This window comes from Paraglaciecola sp. L3A3, assembly GCF_009796765.1.
Taxonomy (GTDB): Bacteria; Pseudomonadota; Gammaproteobacteria; order Enterobacterales; family Alteromonadaceae; genus Paraglaciecola.
This window is the reverse complement of sequence record NZ_CP047023.1, coordinates 1,228,437-1,252,821: the sequence shown is the minus strand read 5'-3', so window position 1 is coordinate 1,252,821 and position 24,385 is coordinate 1,228,437. Positions and strand designations below refer to the sequence as shown.

General features: G+C 38.0%; 18 protein-coding genes. 7 read left to right on the top strand and 11 right to left on the bottom strand.

Annotated features, from left to right (window positions below):
* Positions 1–43 precede the first annotated feature (43 nt).
* From GQR87_RS05215 to GQR87_RS05190, 6 genes are all read right to left on the bottom strand, one after another.
* Positions 44–505, bottom strand: a complete 462-nt coding sequence (locus tag GQR87_RS05215; RefSeq protein ID WP_158967226.1) for a glycine zipper 2TM domain-containing protein — start codon at positions 503–505, stop codon at positions 44–46.
* 27 nt (positions 506–532) lie between these two features.
* The gene (gene lpoB / locus GQR87_RS05210; RefSeq protein ID WP_158972883.1) at positions 533–1,135 is read right to left on the bottom strand and encodes a penicillin-binding protein activator LpoB; all 603 of its coding nucleotides are present in this window, start codon (positions 1,133–1,135) and stop codon (positions 533–535) included.
* A 71-nt stretch (positions 1,136–1,206) separates the two neighbouring features.
* Positions 1,207–2,541, bottom strand: a complete 1,335-nt coding sequence (locus tag GQR87_RS05205) for a COG3014 family protein (protein ID WP_158967224.1) — start codon at positions 2,539–2,541, stop codon at positions 1,207–1,209.
* A 346-nt stretch (positions 2,542–2,887) separates the two neighbouring features.
* Positions 2,888–3,247: a hypothetical protein gene (locus GQR87_RS05200; RefSeq protein WP_158967222.1), complete on the bottom strand. Its 360-nt coding sequence runs from the start codon at positions 3,245–3,247 to the stop codon at positions 2,888–2,890.
* 8 nt (positions 3,248–3,255) lie between these two features.
* Entirely contained in the window at positions 3,256–3,573 is a 318-nt protein-coding gene (locus tag GQR87_RS05195) for a DUF2956 domain-containing protein (RefSeq protein ID WP_158967220.1), read from the bottom strand.
* 53 nt (positions 3,574–3,626) lie between these two features.
* Positions 3,627–6,023, bottom strand: a complete 2,397-nt coding sequence (locus GQR87_RS05190; RefSeq protein WP_158967218.1) for a fatty acid cis/trans isomerase — start codon at positions 6,021–6,023, stop codon at positions 3,627–3,629.
* 214 nt (positions 6,024–6,237) lie between these two features.
* Between GQR87_RS05190 and GQR87_RS05185 the strand changes: the two genes are divergently transcribed.
* Positions 6,238–7,107 carry a DNA ligase gene (locus GQR87_RS05185; protein ID WP_158967216.1) on the top strand — a complete coding sequence of 290 codons (870 nt, stop codon included), beginning with the start codon at positions 6,238–6,240 and terminating at the stop codon, positions 7,105–7,107.
* 68 nt (positions 7,108–7,175) lie between these two features.
* Here the strand turns inward: GQR87_RS05185 and GQR87_RS05180 are convergent, their stop codons facing one another.
* Entirely contained in the window at positions 7,176–7,364 is a 189-nt protein-coding gene (locus GQR87_RS05180; protein ID WP_158967214.1) for an antitermination protein NusB, read from the bottom strand.
* Between the two features lie 325 nt (positions 7,365–7,689).
* Between GQR87_RS05180 and GQR87_RS05175 the strand changes: the two genes are divergently transcribed.
* Entirely contained in the window at positions 7,690–8,952 is a 1,263-nt protein-coding gene (locus GQR87_RS05175; RefSeq protein WP_199271691.1) for a cytochrome C, read from the top strand.
* Positions 8,953–9,189: 237 nt separating this feature from the next.
* On the opposite strand, the gene GQR87_RS05170 is transcribed toward GQR87_RS05175, so the two are convergent.
* Entirely contained in the window at positions 9,190–9,837 is a 648-nt protein-coding gene (locus GQR87_RS05170; protein ID WP_158967212.1) for a peroxiredoxin-like family protein, read from the bottom strand.
* Between the two features lie 447 nt (positions 9,838–10,284).
* Between GQR87_RS05170 and GQR87_RS05165 the strand changes: the two genes are divergently transcribed.
* Positions 10,285–11,577: an MFS transporter gene (locus GQR87_RS05165; protein WP_158967210.1), complete on the top strand. Its 1,293-nt coding sequence runs from the start codon at positions 10,285–10,287 to the stop codon at positions 11,575–11,577.
* 81 nt (positions 11,578–11,658) lie between these two features.
* On the opposite strand, the gene GQR87_RS05160 is transcribed toward GQR87_RS05165, so the two are convergent.
* The gene (locus GQR87_RS05160) at positions 11,659–12,411 is read right to left on the bottom strand and encodes a Crp/Fnr family transcriptional regulator (RefSeq protein ID WP_158967208.1); all 753 of its coding nucleotides are present in this window, start codon (positions 12,409–12,411) and stop codon (positions 11,659–11,661) included.
* 274 nt (positions 12,412–12,685) lie between these two features.
* Between GQR87_RS05160 and dnaK the strand changes: the two genes are divergently transcribed.
* The 4 genes from dnaK to GQR87_RS05140 all read left to right on the top strand — a co-directional run bounded on the left by dnaK (position 12,686) and on the right by GQR87_RS05140 (position 18,580).
* A complete protein-coding gene (dnaK, locus tag GQR87_RS05155) occupies positions 12,686–14,593 on the top strand; it encodes a molecular chaperone DnaK (protein ID WP_158967206.1) in 1,908 nt (635 codons plus the stop codon).
* Between the two features lie 307 nt (positions 14,594–14,900).
* Entirely contained in the window at positions 14,901–17,060 is a 2,160-nt protein-coding gene (locus GQR87_RS05150) for an ATP-binding protein (RefSeq protein ID WP_158967204.1), read from the top strand.
* A 6-nt stretch (positions 17,061–17,066) separates the two neighbouring features.
* The gene (locus GQR87_RS05145) at positions 17,067–17,501 is read left to right on the top strand and encodes a response regulator (RefSeq protein WP_158967202.1); all 435 of its coding nucleotides are present in this window, start codon (positions 17,067–17,069) and stop codon (positions 17,499–17,501) included.
* A complete protein-coding gene (locus GQR87_RS05140; RefSeq protein ID WP_158967200.1) occupies positions 17,498–18,580 on the top strand; it encodes an ATP-binding protein in 1,083 nt (360 codons plus the stop codon). The genes GQR87_RS05145 and GQR87_RS05140 overlap by 4 nt, the downstream gene beginning before the upstream one ends.
* Positions 18,581–18,607: 27 nt before the next feature.
* Here the strand turns inward: GQR87_RS05140 and GQR87_RS05135 are convergent, their stop codons facing one another.
* Both GQR87_RS05135 and GQR87_RS05130 read right to left on the bottom strand, forming a co-directional pair.
* The gene (locus tag GQR87_RS05135) at positions 18,608–21,631 is read right to left on the bottom strand and encodes a chemotaxis protein CheB (RefSeq protein WP_158967198.1); all 3,024 of its coding nucleotides are present in this window, start codon (positions 21,629–21,631) and stop codon (positions 18,608–18,610) included.
* Between the two features lie 96 nt (positions 21,632–21,727).
* Positions 21,728–24,382 carry an EAL domain-containing protein gene (locus GQR87_RS05130; protein WP_158967196.1) on the bottom strand — a complete coding sequence of 885 codons (2,655 nt, stop codon included), beginning with the start codon at positions 24,380–24,382 and terminating at the stop codon, positions 21,728–21,730.
* Between the last annotated feature and the right edge of the window lie 3 nt (positions 24,383–24,385).

The following is a 24,385-nucleotide window of genomic DNA, read 5'->3' as shown; positions in this document are numbered from 1 at the left end:
TAATTCTCCAAATAGTAAAAACTTTAATATTAAATTTGCGCCTTTACATCTGTTTATCGACCCGGACCGAACCACCAGCCAAATAAATCAAACGAATTTTGTCTTGAGAATGAAATACCATCCGACGGTCAAAGTCTTGTATCACCATGTACTCTTGACCTTTATCTGTGACTATCATCAATTCAACCAGCTGTATTGGCACTTCCCGTGGAGCTGATTTTTTATCTGCTACAGAACTACCAATAATAGCCCCTAAAATAGTGGTGATAGTACGGCCACTGCCGCTACCAAATTGGTTACCTATGGCGCCGCCTACTAGCGCACCACCAAAAGTTCTCCAGCCATTATGACTGTCTTCAATCAATTCATATTCTGTAATATAACGCACGGATTTCACTTGCCCAAACAACACTTTCTCAACAGGTACAGCTTGGTTGCGACTATAATCGGCAAAAGCCGGTGGCATAAATGCCCATGCCATTAAACAAATTAATAAAAACTTCATGCTTCTAGCCTCCCATCTTAATTTAGATTACCAACCTACAGTTTCTTTGGCTCTAGTCTTACGTATCTCTGTTTCATCGGCCCACTCAACTAAACCACTTTCTAAATCCATTAAACGCATAGTAAATTTATAATACAGATCTGCTTTATCAGCATCGTTTTTCACTATACTTGCTAGGCTACCGTATAACATATATTCAGCGCCCACTTGTTTACCAAATTGTACTGCTTTGCGGGTATTCACTAAACCACCTTCATTTTGAAAGTTTATTTGATCACGCACAGCCTGAACTTTACTCATATCCACAAAGCGGAATTTGCCAGACTGTAATAATTTCGTCGAAATCGAATCAGTTACCGATTCTGTATCTATATGTTCGCTGGTTTTATTTTTAATAGAATCAACAAACATTATTGGCCTTTTATTAGCCGTTAACGTCCCCACTACAGGCGAAAGTAATAACGAGTCAGCCATTTGATTTGATATCTTTTGTAAATCAGTAGAGCCAAAATTAATATTGGTGGTTTCTACCGCCTCGGCGTCACCATATCTAACGACAGGTTTGTTAACACATCCTGCCAACAACGAAATAGATAAGCCAGTAACTGTGATTAATAACATTTTGTTCATCATAATTTTCCTATTTTCAATTGACTAAATACACGAGTCAAAACTCATGACCTGCATATTGTTGACCTGTTTTATAAATTTATAATCTGATAATTTTGCTGACTACCAATAGCAGTAACTTTAATCAGAGTGATACGTTTAGCATTCACATTAAGCTCAATTTTTTCAGTTTTATTGTTACCACTGAGATTGAGAATTTGTTGTCCTGACGGCATAGACAACCGCATAATTTGTACATTTTCTGGCAAGGTAAGCCAACTGCGAGTATCTGCATTTTCAGAAGTCATATTATAAATAGCGGCAAGTATGTTACCTAAATCGCCACCTTTTCTACTCATAGTACTACGTAGTTTTTCTTTCGCTATCAAACGGAGTGTTTGCCGAGTCACCAGTTCTGGTATTTGCTCTTTTAAATCAATAGCAGCCAATGAAGCGACGGTTACCAGCTTTTGTGACGAATAACTTTTCTGCTCGAGACTGACAGTAAAAAGTTGAGTATTTATGACTCGATCTTGATATACAGGCAATGAAAAGCTAAAAAACCTGGGTTCATATTGGCTAGTATAAATTGGCAAATTTAAGCCTAACTCATTTTTAGCAGCCACAACCCCCTGCTCTAACAAAATAACCACATCCCCCGTGTTATCCGCTGGACTTTTATAGGGACCAATCTGCTCAGTATATTTGGCTAAATCACTGCTCATCTGTAATTTAGTCGCTAGCCTCATTACATCTTTTTGAATATAAATATTGTCTGGAGCGATAGCTAAGGCTTTTTTATAATCAATATAAGCATCGTTCAATTGTCCTGCAACTTCATACAACAAAGCTGACACATAGTAGGTATAAGCATTGTGAGTACTCGTTTTCTGCTGACCTATAATTCCATCCATAGATGGGTAAAGCTTACTTAATTTATTTTTATCATATCGCCCTTCAGTTCCTTCTAGTGTAGAGGTACTTTGTGGGACTTCACTTTGGGTAACTTGATTACCTCGACGGATCTCAACCAAAGCCCCCTCCAAATTCCCCAAGTACAAATAGTTTAACGCTTGATAGGTGTGCAACATACTTTGTTCATAAACGGGAATTTGATAACCCTTGGCATTGTCACTACTTAGCAATGCTGCCATATTTTCCACGCCACGACTCAAACGAATTTTGGCTTTATCTCGCTCGTCTTCAATTACTGCATAGGCTTTTTCAAAACTGTTACGGCTTTCCTGCCAGTTATTGGCTAAAAATTGCAGTCGACCTTTTTCTAGTAAACTCAAAGTGTAATTATTATTACCCGTAGCAAGATCAGCAACTAATGACTCTGCTTTATTAAAATTACCTACACTTTGAGCAGCACGCACAGCTTGCATATTTTCGGCATAGCCAGAAAACACATCCCCCAATTGCATAGTAGTGCAACCCGATATACTCAAGCAGAGAAGGAACAACAGCAAAGTCTGTTTGTAAGCTTTATTCATTAACATTTTGTACTACGTAAGTGATCATAAAAGTATGGGTAAAGAGTAAATAAATGTAATTTTTTATCAGCAGACGGAATTGCTCTGAATCATATATGGCTTACCCCAAGAAAGAATACACATTATTTGTATAACAGATATTGGAGCTAATTTAGCAAACTAAACTGAACAGATACTGAAGGAATAAAACTTTCTGTCTGATTTGGACTCGATATGAACTTAGCTAAAAATTAAAAAATGCGATTTATTCTCCTCACCATTCCGTTTTCACACTTCTCTAAACTGGCACTTGAATAATATGTACACAAGGCATAGATCTGTCCCAAGCATTTTCGTTACGATTGACTAACTTACTGCTAATTATTTTTTGCTTATCGTTAAGGGTAAAAGTTACCCTGCAATGCCAAAGCCTATTATCAGACGAGAGTGTTTCTTTAAAATACATCAATACTGTTTTACCCGAGGCATCATTAGCTGTTTCATAAGGTTTACCAATTTGGGCATAAAGTCTAGTGGCAGGTAAACCAAGCCATAATGAAAGCCTGTGCTCTAACTCCGACTCAGCAACCAACTCATTAGTTGCACAGCCAGCCCCAAAAATAATCAAACAAGATAATAATATTCGTAATATTTGCATGTTAGTCCTTATGACTGCAGTACAAAGTATGCGATAAAAGCCAACCAACTTAATCCAAGCAATATCCATGGTAGAAAAGAACGTTGGTTATCACTAGGTAGTCGCTCTTCGGTTTCATGACTTTGGACTGGTTGTTTTGTTTTCTGCTTACGCTGCTTATCAATTTCTCTTAACTTTTTACTATGTTGTTTTTTATATTCAGCAATGCCCTTTTCAATACCTTGAGCAATTAATTTAGTTTGCTCTTTAGTCTGTCCTGGCTTTTGTGTGCCTTTGGCTATTTTTAATGCCTGAGCTTCAACTTCAGGCGATACTTTCTGTTTCATTTTTTAGCTTACTTCTTTTAATTAAATCTCTGGTTACGCTTATCAAGCCAGCTCTAACGGTTTTCTAATCGATTGTAATCTAACCAGCCAGCCTCAATAGGGTTATATTTCATAAAAGTATGGTTGAGCTTATCACTAAATTGCCAAAAATCTTTTGTGGTGCGTCGAACAGCAAATAAATCTAAAAAAGCTTCATAATCTTTTTCTGTGTTAACTTGTTGAGCTGTAGCCACTAACTTAGCTAGATCATCTTCTTTGACTCGCCAAAACGCGTCTGGATAACTACCCAATAATCCATGGACTAAGGTCACATTATCATTTTTTGGATCACGGTTATCTCCTTCAGCAAATAAACTATTCACATTATAATGGGCACTGTTTCGCACTAGAGTAAATATTTCAGCATCATCAGTATTGTTCGTTTCAACCATAATCATGCTCAACTCAGGAAAAATAGATGCTCCTACACCTTTAATATTGTTAAGTTGCCCTAACAGTGCTGTACTATTGCGGCTTAATTTACTGTCTTGCACTTTAAAACGGTTAGGTTGCACTTCTTTCACTCGTTCAGCAAAAATAGCATACAGCTCTTTTTTATGATCTGTAGTTTCAAATTCTATACCTGAGGGTTGGTCAAAAGGATTGATTTTCCCTTCTACAAAAGAGGTTAATTCAGGGCTAGCTTTTTGATACCAAGACGCTCTTTCTTGGTGACGACTATTAGGTGGCATAAAGGCTAAAAAGTTAGATTCACCTTCAATACGCAAAAAATCCATATACAAACGTGTCATTAACTGATGCCCATAATTTCCATAAACATCAAAACCAGCAACCAACAAATAGTGAATTCGCTCAAGTAAGGCATAGTCTATTACCCAAGCCGTTTTTGGCGGTTTTCCCACCAAACCTTTAATCACAGTTGCATTATCAAAGTGTCGAAACACAGTCAGGGTGGCATTATCATTTTCGCCATCACCGTCCCAAATATCGTCAGCAGTAAAATGTTGTCCATCTTCTAACTCTCTACCCATAAAGTGATGCCTAGCCCGCATGTAATCCCCCTGACGAGATGCATACTCAATCCAGCTTACAGCTAACGCAGTACTGTCTTGCTCGGCAGGAAGACGCAAATTCCCTTTTTGTGCTAAATAAAAATCATTTACTTGGTCAGAGGTAGCCACTTCTGGCTTAATAAAATAAACCCAAAAACGATCATTAATAACATTTAACGCCACTTGACCGCGACAAACAGGCCCTTTGATGTAACCCATTATAGTGTTTTGCGCACGTTCAAGCATAAAACGATAACGAGCATTAACAGGCAATTGGGTAAATGCGGTTAATGGATTAGCGGCGATTTCAGGTTTATAGCTAGGTAATTCAGTAACTTTGTATTCAGCATCTACAAACCATTTTTGCCATTTGTCTGTCAGCTCTTGATGAATCGCGTAGGGTTGATGAGCTTTAGCAACAATGGTCGACACCACTGGTTGTAAGCGATAATAAACTCGCTTAACTTTTGGGGCGTCAAATGGACGACGACTAGCAATCACGTCGATTGGCTGGCCGGTTGGTGTTTTTGAACGCACTAAATTAAAAAACTGCGGCTGAGTATTGGCCGCTGTCAACTCACTAAAATATAGATGTGAACTAAACAAATGCTCGTAAATATAACGGGCACTTAACTGCATTTTTAAATTGTTAGCATTGAGGAAGCCTTCTAATTTAACCACAGCTTCTTGCTCGACATCAGAAATAGCGACATGAGCATGCATAAGTGCCCCATCCTCTAACCAACTCATTAAAGTATTATGTTCCTTGTCGGTTAATTCAGGCAGCGCATATGGCATACCGGCAAAAGGCTGGTGCTTAGCATAACCAGCAAACTCTTGAATAGTCGGACATTGTTGACTGCGATCAATTTTCACATCAAAACGTTCATCTAACAATTTATCATCAGGCTGAGGATATTGTTTTTTAAGTGTTAACATTTTAGCCAACACAGAAGCTTGGGTATTTGCTTGCGGCGTTTGAATTCGTTCATTTAATACCGGATAAAAATCACGCTCTCGCCATTCTGCGGGGCTAAAACCATCAATAAACAAGCGGTTAGGTGTCGCCGCTAAAATACGGTCTCCGTGATAAACCTTTTCTTTATTTGCCCCGCGCTCAATACCTTCTGGTGAAGACATTTTTAACTGACAAGGTGCATCGTAACAGGCATGACAAACCACACAGCGGCTTTCAATAATAGGTGCCACCTCTTCCTTATAAAATAGCGCCGCAGGGCTATCAATCGAAGGCTGCAATGAGCTTATCAGCTCGCGGTTACTGACATTTTCATCACCATACATGCTATCTAAATCTAGGTTTATGATGGCAGCACAGCCTGAACAAAAGAGAATAATGGCAATACATATTTTGATGGTACGAGAGAAGTAAATTTGCATAGAGATCCAATCAAGGCATTTAAAAATGATAGCTTATTAATACTATACGCAATCCAAACAAAACCTGATTACATAAGAGTCAAAAATTATTATCAGTCTAACGTGAGAAGCCCATTGACTCAACTTGGTTAAAAGCGAATAAAAATTAACGGCTAGAACTGACGCTATTTTGTACTACGCTTAATAATATTCACCGACATGGAATTCACTGAATATGACTACTTTTAGCGCATTTATCCGTTTGATACTTCTTATTTTAGTGCACGTACTTGTTAGCGTTTGTAATGCCAGTGTGCTGAATTCATCAATACCTCACAAAACTCCAACTACGCAACAATTAGCCACGGTTTATCAAGATGGTATAATAATTAAAGACTATTGGATCAGTGAAAAACTCGACGGTATTCGCGCCCGCTGGAATGGTTCAAACCTCATATCCCGCCGAGGAAATATCATTCACGCCCCACTTTGGTTTGTGCAAGACTTTCCACAGCAAACTATAGAAGGTGAATTATGGCTAGCCCGCAAAAAATTTGAGCAAACGGCCTCTATAGTATTGCGTGATACTCCCAATCAAGATTGGCAAAATATCAAATTTATGTTGTTTGATTTACCTGATCATACAGGCAACTTTAGCCAACGCATAACAGCTATGCAGAACATAGTAACAACTATCGCCAGCCCTTACTTACAAGTGATACCTCAATTTAAACTAAGCAGCCAAATGCAGTTAATACACAAGTTAGATGAACTCGTCGCCCAAGGTGCAGAAGGCCTAATGCTGCATCATCAAAATGCTTATTATCAAGATGGCAGAAGCTCACAACTGCTTAAACTAAAAAAACACATGGATGCCGAAGCAAAAGTGATCGCCCACCTTGCCGGTAAAGGAAAATACCAAAACATGTTAGGCGCGTTATTAGTTGAATTAGATAACGGCCTACAATTTAAAATTGGCTCAGGGTTTTCTGACTCACAACGGCAAACACCACCAGCTATAGGCACAATTATCACCTTTAAATATTACGGCCTAACCGCCAGAGGTATCCCCCGCTTCGCCAGTTTTTTACGGATAAAACCATAAAAATCAGTCGCCAGTGTCGAGCTACAAAAAAGAATAAAGGCAGTACTTAGGAGATAGATACTAGTGAATTAATAACGATTGAATGCTCTTAAATCAGCCATTAGGACTAAGACTAATGTAGCTATAGGCCCTAAAAGCAAGGAAATTACAAACCAATTTAAACCTTTACGACCTTTGCCTTGAGCTATTCCTGCATTAATTAATGCTAATGTTCCCCAACCAACAAAGTATGAGCCTGAACTTAAAATATTTTCCATATTGTTAGATTTCCTGAATAATTAAACTTTGCTGATAAACATAAACTAAGTGTTTCTGCCCTAAGTGGCAACCATCATTTCTAAAAGAGTAAAGATAGCACCATTGCAACGACGACAAACTTAGCAATATCCGATAAAAATATACTCGGACCAAGCTTTGAAACATTATGCTAATACCAACTTCAATAAATGTACACTCAGCGAGAATTTAATGGAATTGGCATAAATTGATTTTTCATGTAAAAACGGCTGGCTAAAAATTTGCTAATGCTAATATTGAAGCACTATAGTTTAAATTTTAAATGAAACAGATTAGGAACTATTTATGAATAAGCAGAACGCATTTTTAGTCATCATAATATGTGTTTTCAGTACTTTTTCGCTCACTGTAAATAGCCAACAATCGACCTCTGAATTAAAAAAGAATGGTAAACATTCAGCAGGTAAGTTATTGGTTGAGCAATACTGCACCAGTTGCCATGGCATTAATCAAATCACCCGGAGTTCGGGATACAATTATGCGGGATGGCAATCATTAACTCGCACTATGCTTGATTTATCTGCACAGCCAAGTATCGAACAACAAGTATTTACTTACCTTGCCGCAAACTATCCTATTAATACTAATCGTTCACCCACTTTAATGTCTGGTCCGCTAAAAATAGAATTTACTCGATGGCAAACACCTACCTTAGGCCAAAGGTCTAGAGATCCAATCGAAGCCCAAGACGGTAAGATTTGGTGGGCAGGACAAAGACAAAATCTTATTGGTCAAATCAATCCAACTACTGGCGCTATGAAAGAATATCCATTGCCACCCAATGCTATGCCACATACAGTCACCATTGGCCCAGATAATCATGTTTGGTATACCGGCAATAAGAATGGTTCTATTGGTAAAGTAGATCCCGCTACAGGTGAAGTCACCGAATTTAAGATGCCTGATAAAAAAGCCAAAGATCCTCACAGTGCTATCTTTGCTAACAATGGAATTCTTTGGTTTACCGCACAACATAGCAATTTTATTGGTCGTTTAGATCCTAAAACCGGTGACATAAAGTTAGTCACCTTGCCTCGAGCCAATTCTAAACCCTACGGTATTAAAATCGCTGCTGATGGCACGCCATGGGTAGCTTGTAACGGCAACAATTGCTTGATTAAAGTTAATCCCGACACTATGCAATTAACTGAAGTATTATTGCCTAACTCAGCTACTAAGGTACGCCGCCTAGATATAGCAAGCGATGGCATGATTTGGTATGTCAATTCTTCCCAAGGTCGTCTTGGCCGATATAATCCTAAAAATGGCGACATTAAAGAATGGCCATCACCTAGCGGCAAAAATTCTCATCCTTACGCCATTGCCGTTATCGATAACGTTGTTTGGTATAACGAATCTGGTATGCGACCCGATGCCTTAGTTCGATTTGAGCCAAACAGTGAAACTTTTCAAAGTTGGGCTATTCCTTCTGGTGATATCTATGCAGGTATAGTCAGGCATATGCGCGCTACCCGAGATGACGATTTATTAATTCACCAAAGTAGCACCAATAGCATTATTAAAGTGAGCGTAGCTAAGGACAGATAGTCGCCAACCTAATCAGCAGATCCTCTCGATTTGAATAAGTAATTGTTCGGACTTAAGTTTTGTGTCGCAATCAATTCTGAAATAAGAATAATTACCTTTATTGTGTAATCGCTGGAACTAAATCAAAAAACCTCAGTCTGATTTAGCGTGTGTTTAGTTTTATGTGTGTCTCTAAGTATGTGTTTAGCCCAGATATTATCTGGGCTTTTTTTTGCGCGCGACTTTATTACTGTTTTATTATTGTGCATTTAAGGCTGCAATTATATCACTAGGCTCCGAACGGGTTCGATAATCAACATCAACATAGCGCCATGTCACTATGCCCTCTTGGTTCAACACAAAGGTAGCGGGAATAGGTAAAACATTACCATTGCCGTTATTAATAACCTCAAGATCTAACTTTCTATCCACTCGCATATGCTCTAAAAGCACCTCAGGTACTTGCCATGCCACACCAAACTGTTCCGCCACTTTGGCACTTTGATCAGACAACACAATAAAATCTAGCGCCTTTATTTGATCTTGATTAAGAGAGCCATCAGGCACTTCAGGACTAATTGCCACTAACTCAGCACCAAGTGCATGAATATCGGCAAGGCGTGCCTGTAATGCTCTAAGTTGCAGATTGCAGTACGGACACCAACTACCTCGATAAAAAGTTACAACAACCGGACCTTTAGCTAATAAATTATCTAACGAGATAGATTTACCCACTTGATTGGGTAATGCAAACCTTGGCACTTGTGTGCCGATCGCAACAGCATTAGCACCTTGCTGAAACACTTTAGCTTGAACCATTAGCTCATCAATGTTTTGCATGAACTCAGGTTTCACACTTCGTGTTTCTGCAATTTTAGCGTCTGTTTGTTCTTTTAAACTTTTCATTTTTTCTCTGCTTTTAAATTATTATCTGCTTCTACTAGAGGCGGGGAAATAAATAACAAGCGGCACCGCACAGAAGCTCGCTGTTATCACATTCTTTAAAGTGAACAGTAACAAAGTAGAACAGATTAAGGCAGCGAAAATCAGCTGAGACGGGTGAATTGAATGTAAGCGTATATTTCTCCTTACTTATATATTCCCGGCTTTTATTAAGGATGTAATGGACTCTGCAATACTTGCAACTCTTGACCGTTTTGCCTGTGTTTTAGGCAAGATAGTAAGCTACCTGTAGTTTAAAATTCATTGCGTAAAGACACTTCAACCCTTTTTCTTACTGTATATTTAGAGGAAGTAGAAACTGAAAAATGCTCCATTAAAACAGGCAGGTTACCACTGCACTTTAAGCTATACTGCCTCAAATTAAGCCATTCAACTGTTCTTGGAAACGTTATGCGTTCAATTCTAGTCTCCATCATGGCCTTATTTTTTAGTATATTCTTACTGTTATTAGGTAATGGTTTACTCAGTACATTATTGATTTTGCGTGGAGTCGCCGAAGGGTTTTCAGATAAATTTTTAGGCATTCTAACTTCAGCTTATTTTTTGGGCGCATTCGTTGCGACCTTAATAGCTTCAAAGATGATCATGCGGATGGGCCATATACGTTGCTTTACTTTCTGTACCGCTTTACTCGGTTGTTGCGTGTTAGCTTACGCTTTATTCATCTCCCCTTACGCTTGGCTGGCTATCCGCTTTGTAACCGGCTTTGGTATATTTGCTATGTATACGGTAGTCGAGAGTTGGCTAAATGGCCAGACCCAAGACGCTTATCGAAGCCGCGTTTTTTCTATCTACACTCTTATTAATTTATTAGCAATCGCCGCTTCCCAACAACTTTTACTGATCGACAGTGCATCAAGTTACACCCTTTTTATAGTAGCCAGTTTACTTGTTACAGCTGCGATTATGCCAATTTCTTGGACCCGACTGCAACAACCTCATGTAAATCTTAATATGCCATCAATGAGCATTTTTAAGGTATTTGGAGCGGCCCCAGTAGCAGTTACTGGCTGCTTAGTGTCGGGATTGCTGATGGGGCCTTTTTGGGGGCTAACACCTTTATTTGTCAGCGACTTGGGGTATACCGAAAAGGAGCTTGCTGCTTTTATCTCACTCTCTATTCTTGGCGGCGCTTTGATCCAATATCCTGTGGGTCGTTGGTCAGACCGAATGGATCGTCGGCGTGTCATATTATTTACTTTTATATTGGCTAGCCTGCTGGCACTCGCAATGGCTCTATGTGCCAAGTATTACACAGTAGAGCGCGGACTGATTACCGTATTATCAGCCATGTTCTGTGGATTGACATTCGCTATCTATCCTATTTCGGTGGTGCATTTGGTAGATCGAATCAACAAAGATCATCTAGTGGCAGGTTCTAGTTGTCTGTTAATGATCTATGGTTTGGGATCTTTTATTGGACCCGCCATTGCGGGGGTTATTCTAGAATTTATGGGTGCTAGCGCCCTGCCCGCTTATTATCTGATCATTTTAACAATATCCAGCGCGGTTCTCATCATGCAATTGATCCGTTCGCGCATAGTTGAAAGACCTGAAGACCATGAAAGTCACTATGTCGCTATGGTGCGCACTTCACAAAATGTTTTGTCCTTGCATCCTGAATCTGAAGAGGTGCTTAATGAGCCTGAAGAGCGTCGCGATGAAAGACATAACTCACAGTAACGCTGCTAGTAAAACTCGGTATAATCAGATGCTAATCAATAGCAGCTAAACAGAATTTTATACCTATCAAGCAGAGTGCACTTATTTATGACGCTTGGACAAACCTTGCGGGTATTTCGCTTCTTCTTCTAAAGCTGACAAATCATTAATAATCAATTGATTGCGTTTTTTATCTAGGGTGCCGTCTTGTTTCCACTGCTGTAATTGCTTATTCACTATTTGCCGCACAGTGCCTGACATTCGCGCGAGGGTGTCATCATTTAAACCATTAACTATATGTTGCTGTTCGTCTTCTTTACCTGTGATAAAAAACTTAACTTTATTAATGTGCTTTAAAATAATACGGCTCAGGCGGGTGGTAACATTGTGCAGGACTAAACTACTGGCTAGCTCTTCTTTTTCACGCATTTTTTGCGCTAAATAAGGCATAAATTGTTGATTAAAAGTTGGGTAGTTCCACAACCACTGGCGCATAGTATCAAGTTTAACTGACAATAATCTCACTGTGGTTAAGGGCGATACAATGACATCGTGAGGTTGATTATCTAACAGTACAATTAAGTCAAAACAGTCACCGGCATAGAGCATATCCAAGGTAGCTTCTCTACCTGTTTCAGGGTTAGTTTGTTTAATTTCTACTTGCCCTTCTAGCACCACAAAAAAACGCTCATTCAATAAAGCCGAATTAAAGTAGTCACCTTTGTGCCATTCGTTAAGTTGAAATTCTTGTTGAAAATCTTCAATTAACTTTGCCGGTAAATCCGCAAAAATATTAGCTTGTTTAACTAATACCGGACTGGCTTTATGAGGGAGCTGTGGCGTGTTCTTTTGCATAGTAAAACGATTTAGGTTGTAGCCTAATAAGTGTTTTCATTTTACCTAGTTGTCACTACATAGCAAAAAATAATCAGTAATTAATCGCAACTGTCATATTTGTGACAGAAGCATTTTTCTCACCTACGTATTATGGCTCCACTTACTGAGCAACCGAGATTAAACCAGCTATGTAAGTCGGTTTAAGCAAGGTGTTTTATACGGTCAAACTGCTTACATAGCTTAAGCATCAGACTTTTTTACAAAATTATTTATTAGATAACAGGTGACTATTATGACTAAGATTATTGGAATTGATTTAGGTACAACAAACTCATGTGTAGCAGTTATGGAAGGCGGCAAAGCAAAAATTATTGAAAATGCCGAAGGCAACCGTACCACTCCTTCTATTGTGGCTTATGCAAACAATGAAACTCTAGTAGGCCAACCCGCTAAAAGACAAGCGGTAACCAACTCACAAAATACTTTATTTGCCATTAAACGCCTTATAGGCCGTAAGTTTGACGATAAAGAAGTACAAAAAGATATTAAATTAGCGCCCTATAAAATTGTCAAAGCGGATAACGGTGATGCTTGGGTGGAAATAAATGGTAAAGCCTTATCACCACAAGAAGTATCGGCACAGATTTTACGTAAATTGAAAAAAGATGCCGAAGCTTATTTGGGTGAAACAGTAACAGATGCGGTCATTACTGTACCTGCATACTTTAATGATTCACAACGCCAAGCCACTAAAGACGCAGGTAAAATTGCCGGCTTGAATGTTAAGCGCATAATCAATGAACCCACAGCTGCGGCACTGGCTTATGGTGTAGATAAAAATAGTAAGGCCGATCAAAAAGTCGTGGTTTACGATTTAGGTGGCGGTACATTTGATGTCTCGATAATTGAAATATCAAACGTAGATGGCGAAAAACAATTTGAAGTACTAGCGACCAACGGTGATACCTTTTTAGGTGGTGAAGACTTCGATTTACGCTTAATTAATTACCTTGCAGATGAATTTAAAAAAGACAGTGGTATTGACGTACAGCAAGATTCTTTAGCGTTACAACGTATTAAAGAAGCCGCTGAAAAAGCAAAAATCGAGTTGTCATCAGCACTACAAACTGAGGTGAACTTACCTTACATAACTGCTGATGCCAGTGGCCCTAAACACTTAAACGTCAAAGTAACCCGAGCGAAACTAGAGTCATTAGTGGATGATTTAATCAAAAATACTATCGCTCCATGTGAACAAGCACTAAAAGATGCGGGTTTAAGTAGAAGTGATATTAGCGAAGTGATTTTGGTGGGTGGTCAAACCCGTATGCCAAAAGTACAAGAAGCAGTTAAAGGGTTCTTCAATAAAGAACCTCGTAAAGATGTTAACCCAGATGAAGCGGTAGCCATAGGTGCCACCATACAATCAGGTGTATTGTCGGGAGCGGTTGATGATGTATTGTTACTTGATGTGACACCATTGTCTCTAGGTATTGAAACATTAGGCGGAGTCATGACTAAGCTTATTGAAAAAAATACCACCATACCCACACGTGCTTCAGAAACCTTTGCAACAGCAGAGGATAATCAAGCAGCCGTGACAGTACATGTGTTGCAGGGGCAGCGTGAAATGGCAACTGACAATAAATCTTTAGGACAATTTAACTTAACCGATATTCAGCAAGGACCAAGAGGTTCGGTACAAGTTGAAGTCACCTTTGACATTGATGCAAATGGTATTCTAAATGTATCAGCCAAAGATAAAGCAACGGGCAAGGAGCAAAGCATTAAAATTACTGCTTCAAGTGGTTTAACTGAAGATGAAATTAACCGCTTAGTGAAAGATGGTGAAATGCACGCCACTGAAGACAAACAAAAACGTGAGCTAGTTGAGCAACGTAACCAGGCCGATCAGTTAATTCATACGGTTCAAACCTCGATGGCAAGCCTAGCCGAGGAGCAACAAACAGAGCTTAAGACATTAATTGAGCAACTAAAAATGGCCGTTAATGGAGAAGACAAAGCGGCGATTGAAATGCGTCAAACTGCATTACAAGAAGCTTACAGTAAAGTAATGCAAGCAGAACAATCGCAGCAACAAGCGCAATCTCAAGCTGGTCAACAGCAAGCAGACCAAGCAAAAAATAGCGCCAACGACGATGTGATTGATGCTGATTTTGAAGATGTCAGTAACGGGTAATCTTTAGTATCAATTAATAACAGCTATTAATAACAACTAAATGGTAAGTTAATTTTTAGCTAAACATCAAATAAGTACTAACACCAAAACCTCTAATAGTCACTATTAGAGGTTTTTTTATGACTCACCAAAATGACACAAGGATATAAAGATAATTTAAGATTTAAATTTTATTTTTTTGATTTATGTTTTTAAACAAGATTAAGATGAATTGATGATGGCGATTGCGGTATAGTTGGTAACTTATCACTCTGTTTGGGCCATAGAAAATGGATTTCGTTAAGTCACTGTCTTTACTCGTTATTTTATGAACAGATTTCATTTGAGTAAAATGGGCTATGTCATTGCTTGCATCCTAATTTTAGCCTTAGGACTGGCAACACTCTGGTATAGCTACCTTGCTATTTCTAAGCAAGTTAAAACCGAAACCAATACCTACTTAAGCCATCAATCAGCCCTCAGAGGCAACACCATAGAACAAACATTACTTGCCAGTATTCGACATACTAGCTTTATCTACGCCACGCCTCCAATAGCTGGAATTACTCGTGCGGTACAAAATAATGGTATAGATCCCATAGAAAATACAGATTATGCTTTATGGGTAAAACGCCTAGAAACCATCTTTTTAGCTTACGTGCAAAATAATCCCGATATTGTACAAATTCGTTTCATAGGTAAAGCTAATCAAGGCCGTGAATTAGTGCGAGTCCACAGGCATGGTGACAAAATTGAAACAGTTCAAGAAGATAATTTACAGCAAAAAGAGCAACGTGATTATTTTCAAAAGGTTCAAACTATTCCAACAAAGCAGTTATATATTTCAGACATCACCCTGAACAGAGAATACGGAAAAATCGAACAACCAGCTTGGCCTACTTACCGTATAGCACAACCTGTATTTGATGCAGAGAATCAGTTTTTTGGCTTAGTGATTATTAATTTTAATGCACAATTATTACTTAATAAGTTGCCATTACATACTAATTCTTACATGGAATTATTTTTATTAAACGAAAAAGGCCAATACCTATTACATCATAATAAAGAGCTGTCTTTTTCTTTTGAATATGGCGAAACACAAACTTGGCAGCAAGATACTCAAGAAATAGTTAGCAAACAACAAGCTGCATCTAATATTCAAACTGTAAAATTTAACGCCACTAACAGCATTTATAATGTCAGTAAATATCCAGTCAATATAACTGTCATTTCACATGTACCACCTTTAACATTAATAGCAGCAATCAATCACAAGCAAGTCAACAAGCTAATTCTCGAACGCTATACATCATCGGTTTTATTTAACATGGGATTAATATTGCTGGCCTTCGTACTACTCACTTTATATCGATTATATAGCCAAGCCATTTTCTTACGTTTAAAAGCACAAGCCGAGTTTGAGGCCATATTTCAAGGATCGAATGACATCATTCTCTGTATTAATAGTGAAGGTAAAATAGACTCATGGAATCAAACCGCTTTAAGCTTTTTTGCAGTTGATGAAGTCAGTATGTATAAAGCGAAAATTGAATCCTTAGTCAAAGATCCTTTAGCTTTAACCTTAATTAAACAACAAATAAAAGCCATTTTTAATGGCCAAACCGTAGGCACTTTAGAATTACAATTCAGCTCAAAAACACTCCAAGAGAAAGTTATGTCGGTAGCCTTTTCGCCAGTCAATATTGGCAATTCGGCGGTATCATCTGTGTCTGCTATATTTCGGGATGTCACCGATTCCAGTTTACTTAGAAAGTCACTGCAAGATAGCAATCAAAAGCTCGAATCGCGAAATCAAGAAATGCAGGCTTTTGTTTATACCGTTTCCCATGATCTTAAATCACCTTTAGTCACAATAGGCGGTTTTGCTGAACGAATTTTAGATTCAGCCGGTAATCAACTAGATGAAAAGAATCGTCATAGACTCACACGTATTCGAGTCAATGTAGATCACATGTCACAGCTACTAGCCGATTTACTCGATTTAGCCCGCATTGTCAGACAAAAATTAGAATATAGCTCTTGCCAATTAAAAACCTGTGTTGCAAAAGCCCAACAATCCTTAAACCAATCCATTTTAGATTCCGGCGCAGAATTCCAGCTAGAAAATGGCGAACAAGAGTTAGAGGTTAATGCACAATTAGTCACCCAATGTTTACAGAACTTATTTTCCAATGGAATTAATTATGCCGTACCAGGTACTGTGCCAAAGATCAAAATACATGGTTATCAAAGAGATAATTTGAATTGTATTGCAGTATCTGATAATGGTATTGGTATTGACGTTAAACATCATCAGAAAGTATTCAAAATTTTCGAACGACTCGATGTCGGCAATGGTAGTGGTGTCGGTTTAGCAATAGTCAAAACTATCATGGAAAAACATCAAGGCTGGGTAGAACTAGAATCAACTATAGGCAAAGGTAGTACTTTTACCTTGTGTATTCCCCAAAAAATGGACAAATAGTTTTAAATGAAACCATTAAATATCATAGTTGCTGAAGACAATGATGATCATGCTGAAATGATTGTCGAAGCACTACAAGATTACAATCCTGACAATAAGGTTGTTCGTTTCAGTAATGGAGACCTATTAATTTCACATTTACAGGATCTAAAAAGACAAAATCTGGCCAAACATCTTCTACCTAACTTAATTCTTTTAGATATAAAAATGCCTTTATTAGATGGTTTAGAAGCACTTAAATTAATAAAAGCGGATCCGGCTATCAAACATATTCCAATCATGATGGTTAGCACCTCAGAAAATAGTCTGGATATTGAACAGAGCTATAGATGCGGAGCCAATAGCTACATAGTTAAACCGTTTGATTACACAGATTTTGCCCGAAAAATCTGTGAAGTAAATCGCTTCTGGGCGGATATTAGTGAGTTGCCAAAAGCATGAAAGTATTATTGATTGAAGACAATCCCGATCATCTAGAGCTGATCATAGAATGTTGTTATGGCGCCTTTACTGACAGTTGCCAAGTCGAAACCTTCGACACGTTAAGCGCCGGTTTAGCAGCACTAGGATCTAGCATCTTCGACATCGCCCTAATTGATTTAAGTTTGCCAGACTCTAATATAGAAGCCACCACTCAAACGTTAAAACAACTACAAACAACAGTTCCGATAATTGTCCTGACTTCCTTACAAGATGGGGAGGTTGGTCGACAATTAATAAAAGATGGCGCTCAAGACTTTTTACCTAAAGGCAGCCTGCACGATACACTTCTGCAACGTATGGCCTTATATGCAATTGAACGCAAACACCATCAGGTACAACTAGAAAATAGAACCCTCGATCAACAGACCTTCTGTCGAAGTTTATCTCATGACTTTAAAGCACCGATTCGAAATGTTGGACAACTCACTTCACTGCTCAAAGATAGATTAACCGATCGCCAAGTGCTAGATAGTGAGGATCACAATTTATTTGAAAAAATCGAAAATCGATTACACACAATGAACCGTTTAGTAGAAGGTTTGTACGATTATATTCTAACGGATCATATCTCGGCTGGTAACGAGTTAGTCGACCTCAATCAAATTATCATTGAATTAAAACCTATTCTGTTTAACGACGCGAAAACTCAAGTTTCAATTCATTGTGATAATTTGCCTATCATACATGGCAACCGTGCCCAAATTTTCATGCTAGTACAAAACATCCTCGAAAATGCGATTAAGTATTGCGAACAAGAGCCGGTAATCACTATCACCTATGAAGTCATTCATGTGAAAACAAAGCTCAATGAGTATTTACTCCATCAAATAAAAATTTGTGATAATGGTATAGGTATTGAAACACGTTTTATTAACGAGATATTTGAACCTTTTCGCCGGTTGCATAGCGAATCAGAGTATCGAGGAACCGGCTTAGGCTTAAGTACTGTAAAGCGAATTATGAAAAACCATAATGGAAAAGTTTTAATTGAAAGTGAAAAAAATAAAGGAACATGCATCACTTTGCAGTTCCCTTAAATCATCTATAACACTCTATATTTTGACTTACACCAAAGTATTCAGATAAGCTTCGGTTTTTTTATGTCGTAATGAATATTTAATACTAAGTTCCAATAATGATGGAGAAATATCAGCTTTATCAATGACATCATAAATACCTAGTTGAATAGCACTTTTGGTTAACTCGTCATTCACTGCACCAGAAAATAAAATGAAAGCGGGTCTATCTTCAACTTCATTTAATTCTCTTACCAATTCTAAACCATCGTAGCCACCCAGTTTGTAATCAAGTAAACATAAATCAATTTTCTGCTGCTGAATAAACGCTTTAGCTTCATTAAAACTAGTAACACAATGAATTTTATATGTTCCATTTTTACTGTTAATGCTTTGTAAGGTCGACTCTATTGCTAACAAATCCACATCATTGTCATCCACAACCAAGATATCCACAAACTCTTCACTTGAGGTAAAGTTAATGGCCATAATATCTTTAAGCTCTGCATAACTATTAGCAAGGTTCTTTTTCAATATTTGCATTTGGCTAATGTCTGTCAGTGAAATAACACAGCCTTGGGCAGTATTGGTTTTATCCAAATAAGGCGCCAGTTTAATCAGCATTTGCGTATTAGCGACTGTGCTGACTTCTTTCTCAATCGTTTTTTCATCATTGATAACCGCAGATATTTCTTTTAATAGCCCCTCATATTTTAAACTATGGGAAATATGATGGAACGGCCGACCTATATCAGACTCGATTAAATTAATATGTTGCTTAGCAATGGGAGAAAACCGGCGAATAACCATAGCATCATCCAAAAATATAAAACCAATATCCGCTGACTTAATAATATTTTCGATATCTAGATTTAACTTAGTGGTTTCTTCAATTTGCTCCTGATATTCACTATTAACGCTATATAACTCTTCATTAACTGATTGCAATTCTTCATTGGTACTTTGTAGCTCTTCGTTCGAAGCCATCAATTCTTCATTGGTACTTTGCAACTCTTCATTGGTGGTTTCCAATTCTTCAATTGTGGCACTCAAATGATATTGGTTATGACGCAAAGCTTCTTCTAAATCATCTATTCGTTTCTGCGGTTCAATTTGGTCATCATAAGCCACACTAACTTGTTTTAAAGGACTCGTAATTGTAGAGGGACTAAAACCCACAGCAACATAAGTATTACTACTTTTAGTGCTAGGCACATAGAGCGCGACAACATCCACAGTGGCGATTTCACCCTTTAAAGACTCATACTGGATATCTTTAAAACGAACCGCTTCTTTTAGCTTCACCACTTTGTGAATAGCGGTTGTTACCGCCATGGCCAAGCCTTCTAATAAATAATCGCCAATTTTGGCACTAAAGCGTCCTTGTTGTAACGGCTTAGTGTAGGGCTGCAAATCACCATATAAATGAATCACTTCCAACTGTTCGCTCATAATCACGCAAGCAGGAATAAAGTCATTAATTAATGCTTCTAAGGCTGGCATATGGTTAATTTCTTTCGGCTGCTGGTAATGATTTAAAATTCTTTCAATACTAGGTGGGCTCTTACGATCTTTATTATTGACTGGCAAAGTAAATAAATTATTCACTCTTGGAATGTTTTGATCTTTTTGATAGATACGATACTTATCATTAATCGACTTAAAGTTTTTCTTAAAGTCGCCCAAGGTTTCAGAACTACCCAAAAATAAATAGCCATCTTTACGTAACGAAAACTGCATCATGGACAGCACATTTTGTTGTGCTTTAGTTTGAAAATAAATCATTAGGTTACGACAGACCACCAACTGACAATTTGAAAATGGTGGATCTTTAAGTAAGTTATGATTAGCAAATACCACTAAATGCCTTAATTTTGGAGATACGGTATAACCGCCTTCAATTTGTAGAAAATAACACTCTAAACGTTCTGCATTTACATCTGCTGCAATATTATTTGAAAACACACCCGCACTTGCTTCTTTAATGGCATTAGCATCAACGTCAGAGGCAAATATTTTAATTTCATGACCGCTTTTCCTGCGCTGTCGTTCTTCATCAAACAACATGGCAATTGAATAAGCTTCTTCGCCGCTAGAGCAACCTGCGGTCCACACTCTGATCGTTTCATTAGCTGGTGTATTATCAAAAATACTAGGAATAACCTGATGCTGTAAACAATCAAATGCCTCTACATCTCTAAAAAAATGCGTCACCCCAATGAGCATCTCTTTAGTGAGTGTTTTGGCTTCTTGTGGATATTCAATTATTAATTTTGAATACTCTGATAAATCTTCAATATCATGAATCTTCATTCGTCGTTCAATTCGACGTTTAACCGTATTTGGCTTATATAAACTAAAATCGATATCATAGCCTTCTAATAGATGGGCATAGATCCTATCTAAAACTTTATCATCAAAGTGACTTATGATTGAATCACCGACGATTTCAGGTGCTTTCTTTGAACCAAATACTTTAACTAAGTATTCAGGCATGTCACTAGCCAACATCACAGCATCCACTAAATCAGTTTGAATGGCACATAATGGCATACCATCAAACTGCGCTTCTTCAGGATCTTGAACAATTGTTAGCCCACCCGCCTCTTTAATGTCTTTGATACCACGACTACCATCACTCCCAGTACCAGACAAAATAACAGCGACACTGCGATGTTGAGCATCAGCGGCTACTGACCTAAAAAACACATCAATTGGAAAATTACTGCCTTGATGAGGAACTTGATCGACTAAAATTAATTTTCCTTCTGCCATTAACATATTAGTACGTGGTGGCATTAAATAAATAGTGTCTGCCTCAATTTCCATCCCATCGGTAACAGTGCAAATTTTAAGATCGGTGCGACGTTGCAAGAGCTGATCCATTAAACTGTCAAAGTCAGGCGACAAATGTTGCACTATCATATAAGCCATAGAAGCATGTTTTGGCAATGCTGAAACAAACTCATTTAATGCTTCTAAACCACCTGCAGATGCACCCACAGCTACATAAAATAACGATTTTGGTTCGCTGCTGGTTGGTGAAGTATCTGTGACGCTAATATTTGACATAATATCCTTCAATATTTCCAATGAGATAAAATCTACACTCGTAATACATATGTATTAAAACGCTAAAACATTGTTTTTTATATGTGTTTGAATAATTTAACTTTTTAGATTATTAAATGCTTCTTTATGTTCAGCACAAAGGGCTTTAATTTGGTTGGCAGGGACAGGTTGATTCACCAGATAGCCCTGATACTTTTCACAATGCCACTGTTTTAATAACGCTAATATGGGCGCAGAATCTACCCCCTCGGCCAGCACAGTTAAGCCTAGTGATTCGCCCAATTTAATCACTGCTCGGGTAATTAATGAATCGCTTTCATCGGTGGCAATATCTTTAATAAAACTTCTGTCTATTTTAATGATATCGATAGGAAATTTTTTCAGATAACTTAATGAAGAAAAACCTGTGCCAAAATCATCAAGGGCTATTTTAATACCCAGTGCATGTAGGTTTTGAAGATGTTTTATAATCAGGCTGTGCTCTTTAAGTAACAAGGTTTCTGTCACTTCAACGACTACATTGGCGCAGCTTAAATTTGCATTCACGATAGCATTATATATTTGCTCAACTAAATGCTCATCGTAAAATTGCCTTGGACTAATATTGACTGCCATTACCGCATCGTGATCCAATAATCCGTCATCTATCCACTGGCGTAATTGATGGAAACTATGCTGACACATCCAATCACTGACATTTGAAATAAGCCCAGATTCTTCTAACAATGGAATAAAATCAGTTGGCGACAACATACCTTTTTGAGGATGTTGCCAACGTAACAAGGCTTCAAAACCTTTAATTTTATTACTATCAATATCTATTTGTGCTTGGTAAAACACTTCAAATTCCTGTTTACCAAGGGCTCTATGCAGATCATTAGTCAGTTCCAGCTTTTTTCTAGAGGCCTGTTCTAATTCAGGAGAGTAATATTGATAGTTATTTCGACCCGCATCTTTCGCTCTATATAAAGCGAGGTCAGCTTGTTTTAATAAAGTTTTACTTGTGCATTTACGGCCTGTGACAGAAAAACTAATGCCGATACTGGTTGAAATAAAAATCTCTTTTGAACCTAATTGATAGGGCTCTTCAAGTTCATGTAAAACTTTTTCGGCCAATGAGGCGACTATTGTTGCATCGTCTAACCCTTCGATAATCAGTAAAAACTCATCACCACCTACTCGACACACGGTATCCTCAATACGCACACAATTACGTAATCTTTTCGCCACTTCAATTAATATGAAGTCGCCCACATCATGACCTAGGGTGTCATTAATATGTTTAAAACCATCTAAATCTAATGCCAGTAATGCTAAAGAACCATGGCGTTCAACACGATCAAGGGCGTGATCCAGTCGATCAAAGAAACAAGCTCTATTAGACAAGCCCGTTAATGGATCTTTTTCAGCCATTTCACGCAAACGCTCTTCAGCTTCATGTTGTTTAGAAAAATCGCCAACTGTAGCGATTAAACCTTTTACTTCGCCTTTGGGATCAATAATGGGAGTGACATGTAGCATCACCCATTTATAGCTCTGCTGGTATACCATCTGGCATTCACGAATAAATTCATGGCCACCACTAATACTAATATGTAACTGGGTTAACAGTTCTTCAGCTTCATCAGGATGAAATAATTGCATCCAGCCTAAACCATATACATCACCCACTTTACAGTCAGTAATTTCTAACCAACGCTGATTAAAATATTCAGTTTGCCATTCTGCATCGGTTTGCAAAATTCCCATTGGTAACATTGAGGCTAAGACTTGAAAGCGCTCTAACGCTACTGCCACTGCATTTTGATTAATTGTCAGTGATTCAACTTTCTCAATTAATACTAAATCGTATTTAGTATTATTCTCTTCATAAGGTACAAGATTTAATTTCACATCTAGCACACTACCCAGCCCACTGCGCATGCGACTTGCCATATTAACTGCGCTAGTATTTTTTAAAGCCTGCAGAATAATGGAATGATTAACTAAAAACTCTTCGATTGGTTTTTGTAATAACTCAGAGCCAGCGATAGAGAGTAAATTTTCAGCAGACTCATTGACCCGACAAATGAGCTTGTCAGAATTAAGAGTGATCATCGCCAGTGGACTAGTTTTCTCTAATCGATAAAATATGTTACGCCATACTTCATTATCTTGTGGACTATATTTGTTTAATAATTGTTCTTTTTGCGAGTACTTGCTCGCAGAATGACTTACTAACAATTGTAGTTGAGTCGACACATGGATCAGTAATGGCCATAATCTTTGCACTTCTTCTGTATGGTAGTGCTTTTTAGAATTGCCAATACAAATTAGATAATTATTATATTTATCAACTCCCATAGGAATAAGCATGGCTCGTTCTACTGAAGGCCAATTGGAGTTAAAGTTGTTGAGAATGCGTAATCCGAGGCGATCTAACACCATAGCTTTACATTGCAATAACACATCAAAGAAAGGCTTGGCACTTTGGTCTAAATGTAATAAACCGTTAACATCAAGATTTCCCCAATCCCCTTTATTGCTTCGATGTTGCGCTGCAATACAAGTATGACGAGGTTGATTATTATCCATATCAACTTGCTTCAAGACTATTGCAAAACTTGAGTCAGTCAACTCCCCAACTTCACGTAACATTTCCATAAACAATTGTTGCGCATCAAAATGCAAAATAGCATGTTGTTTAAGTCTGTCGATTGCTTGACGTAGTTCGTGGTCCGTACGTGGCATTTGAGCCCGATATTCAATCATGAA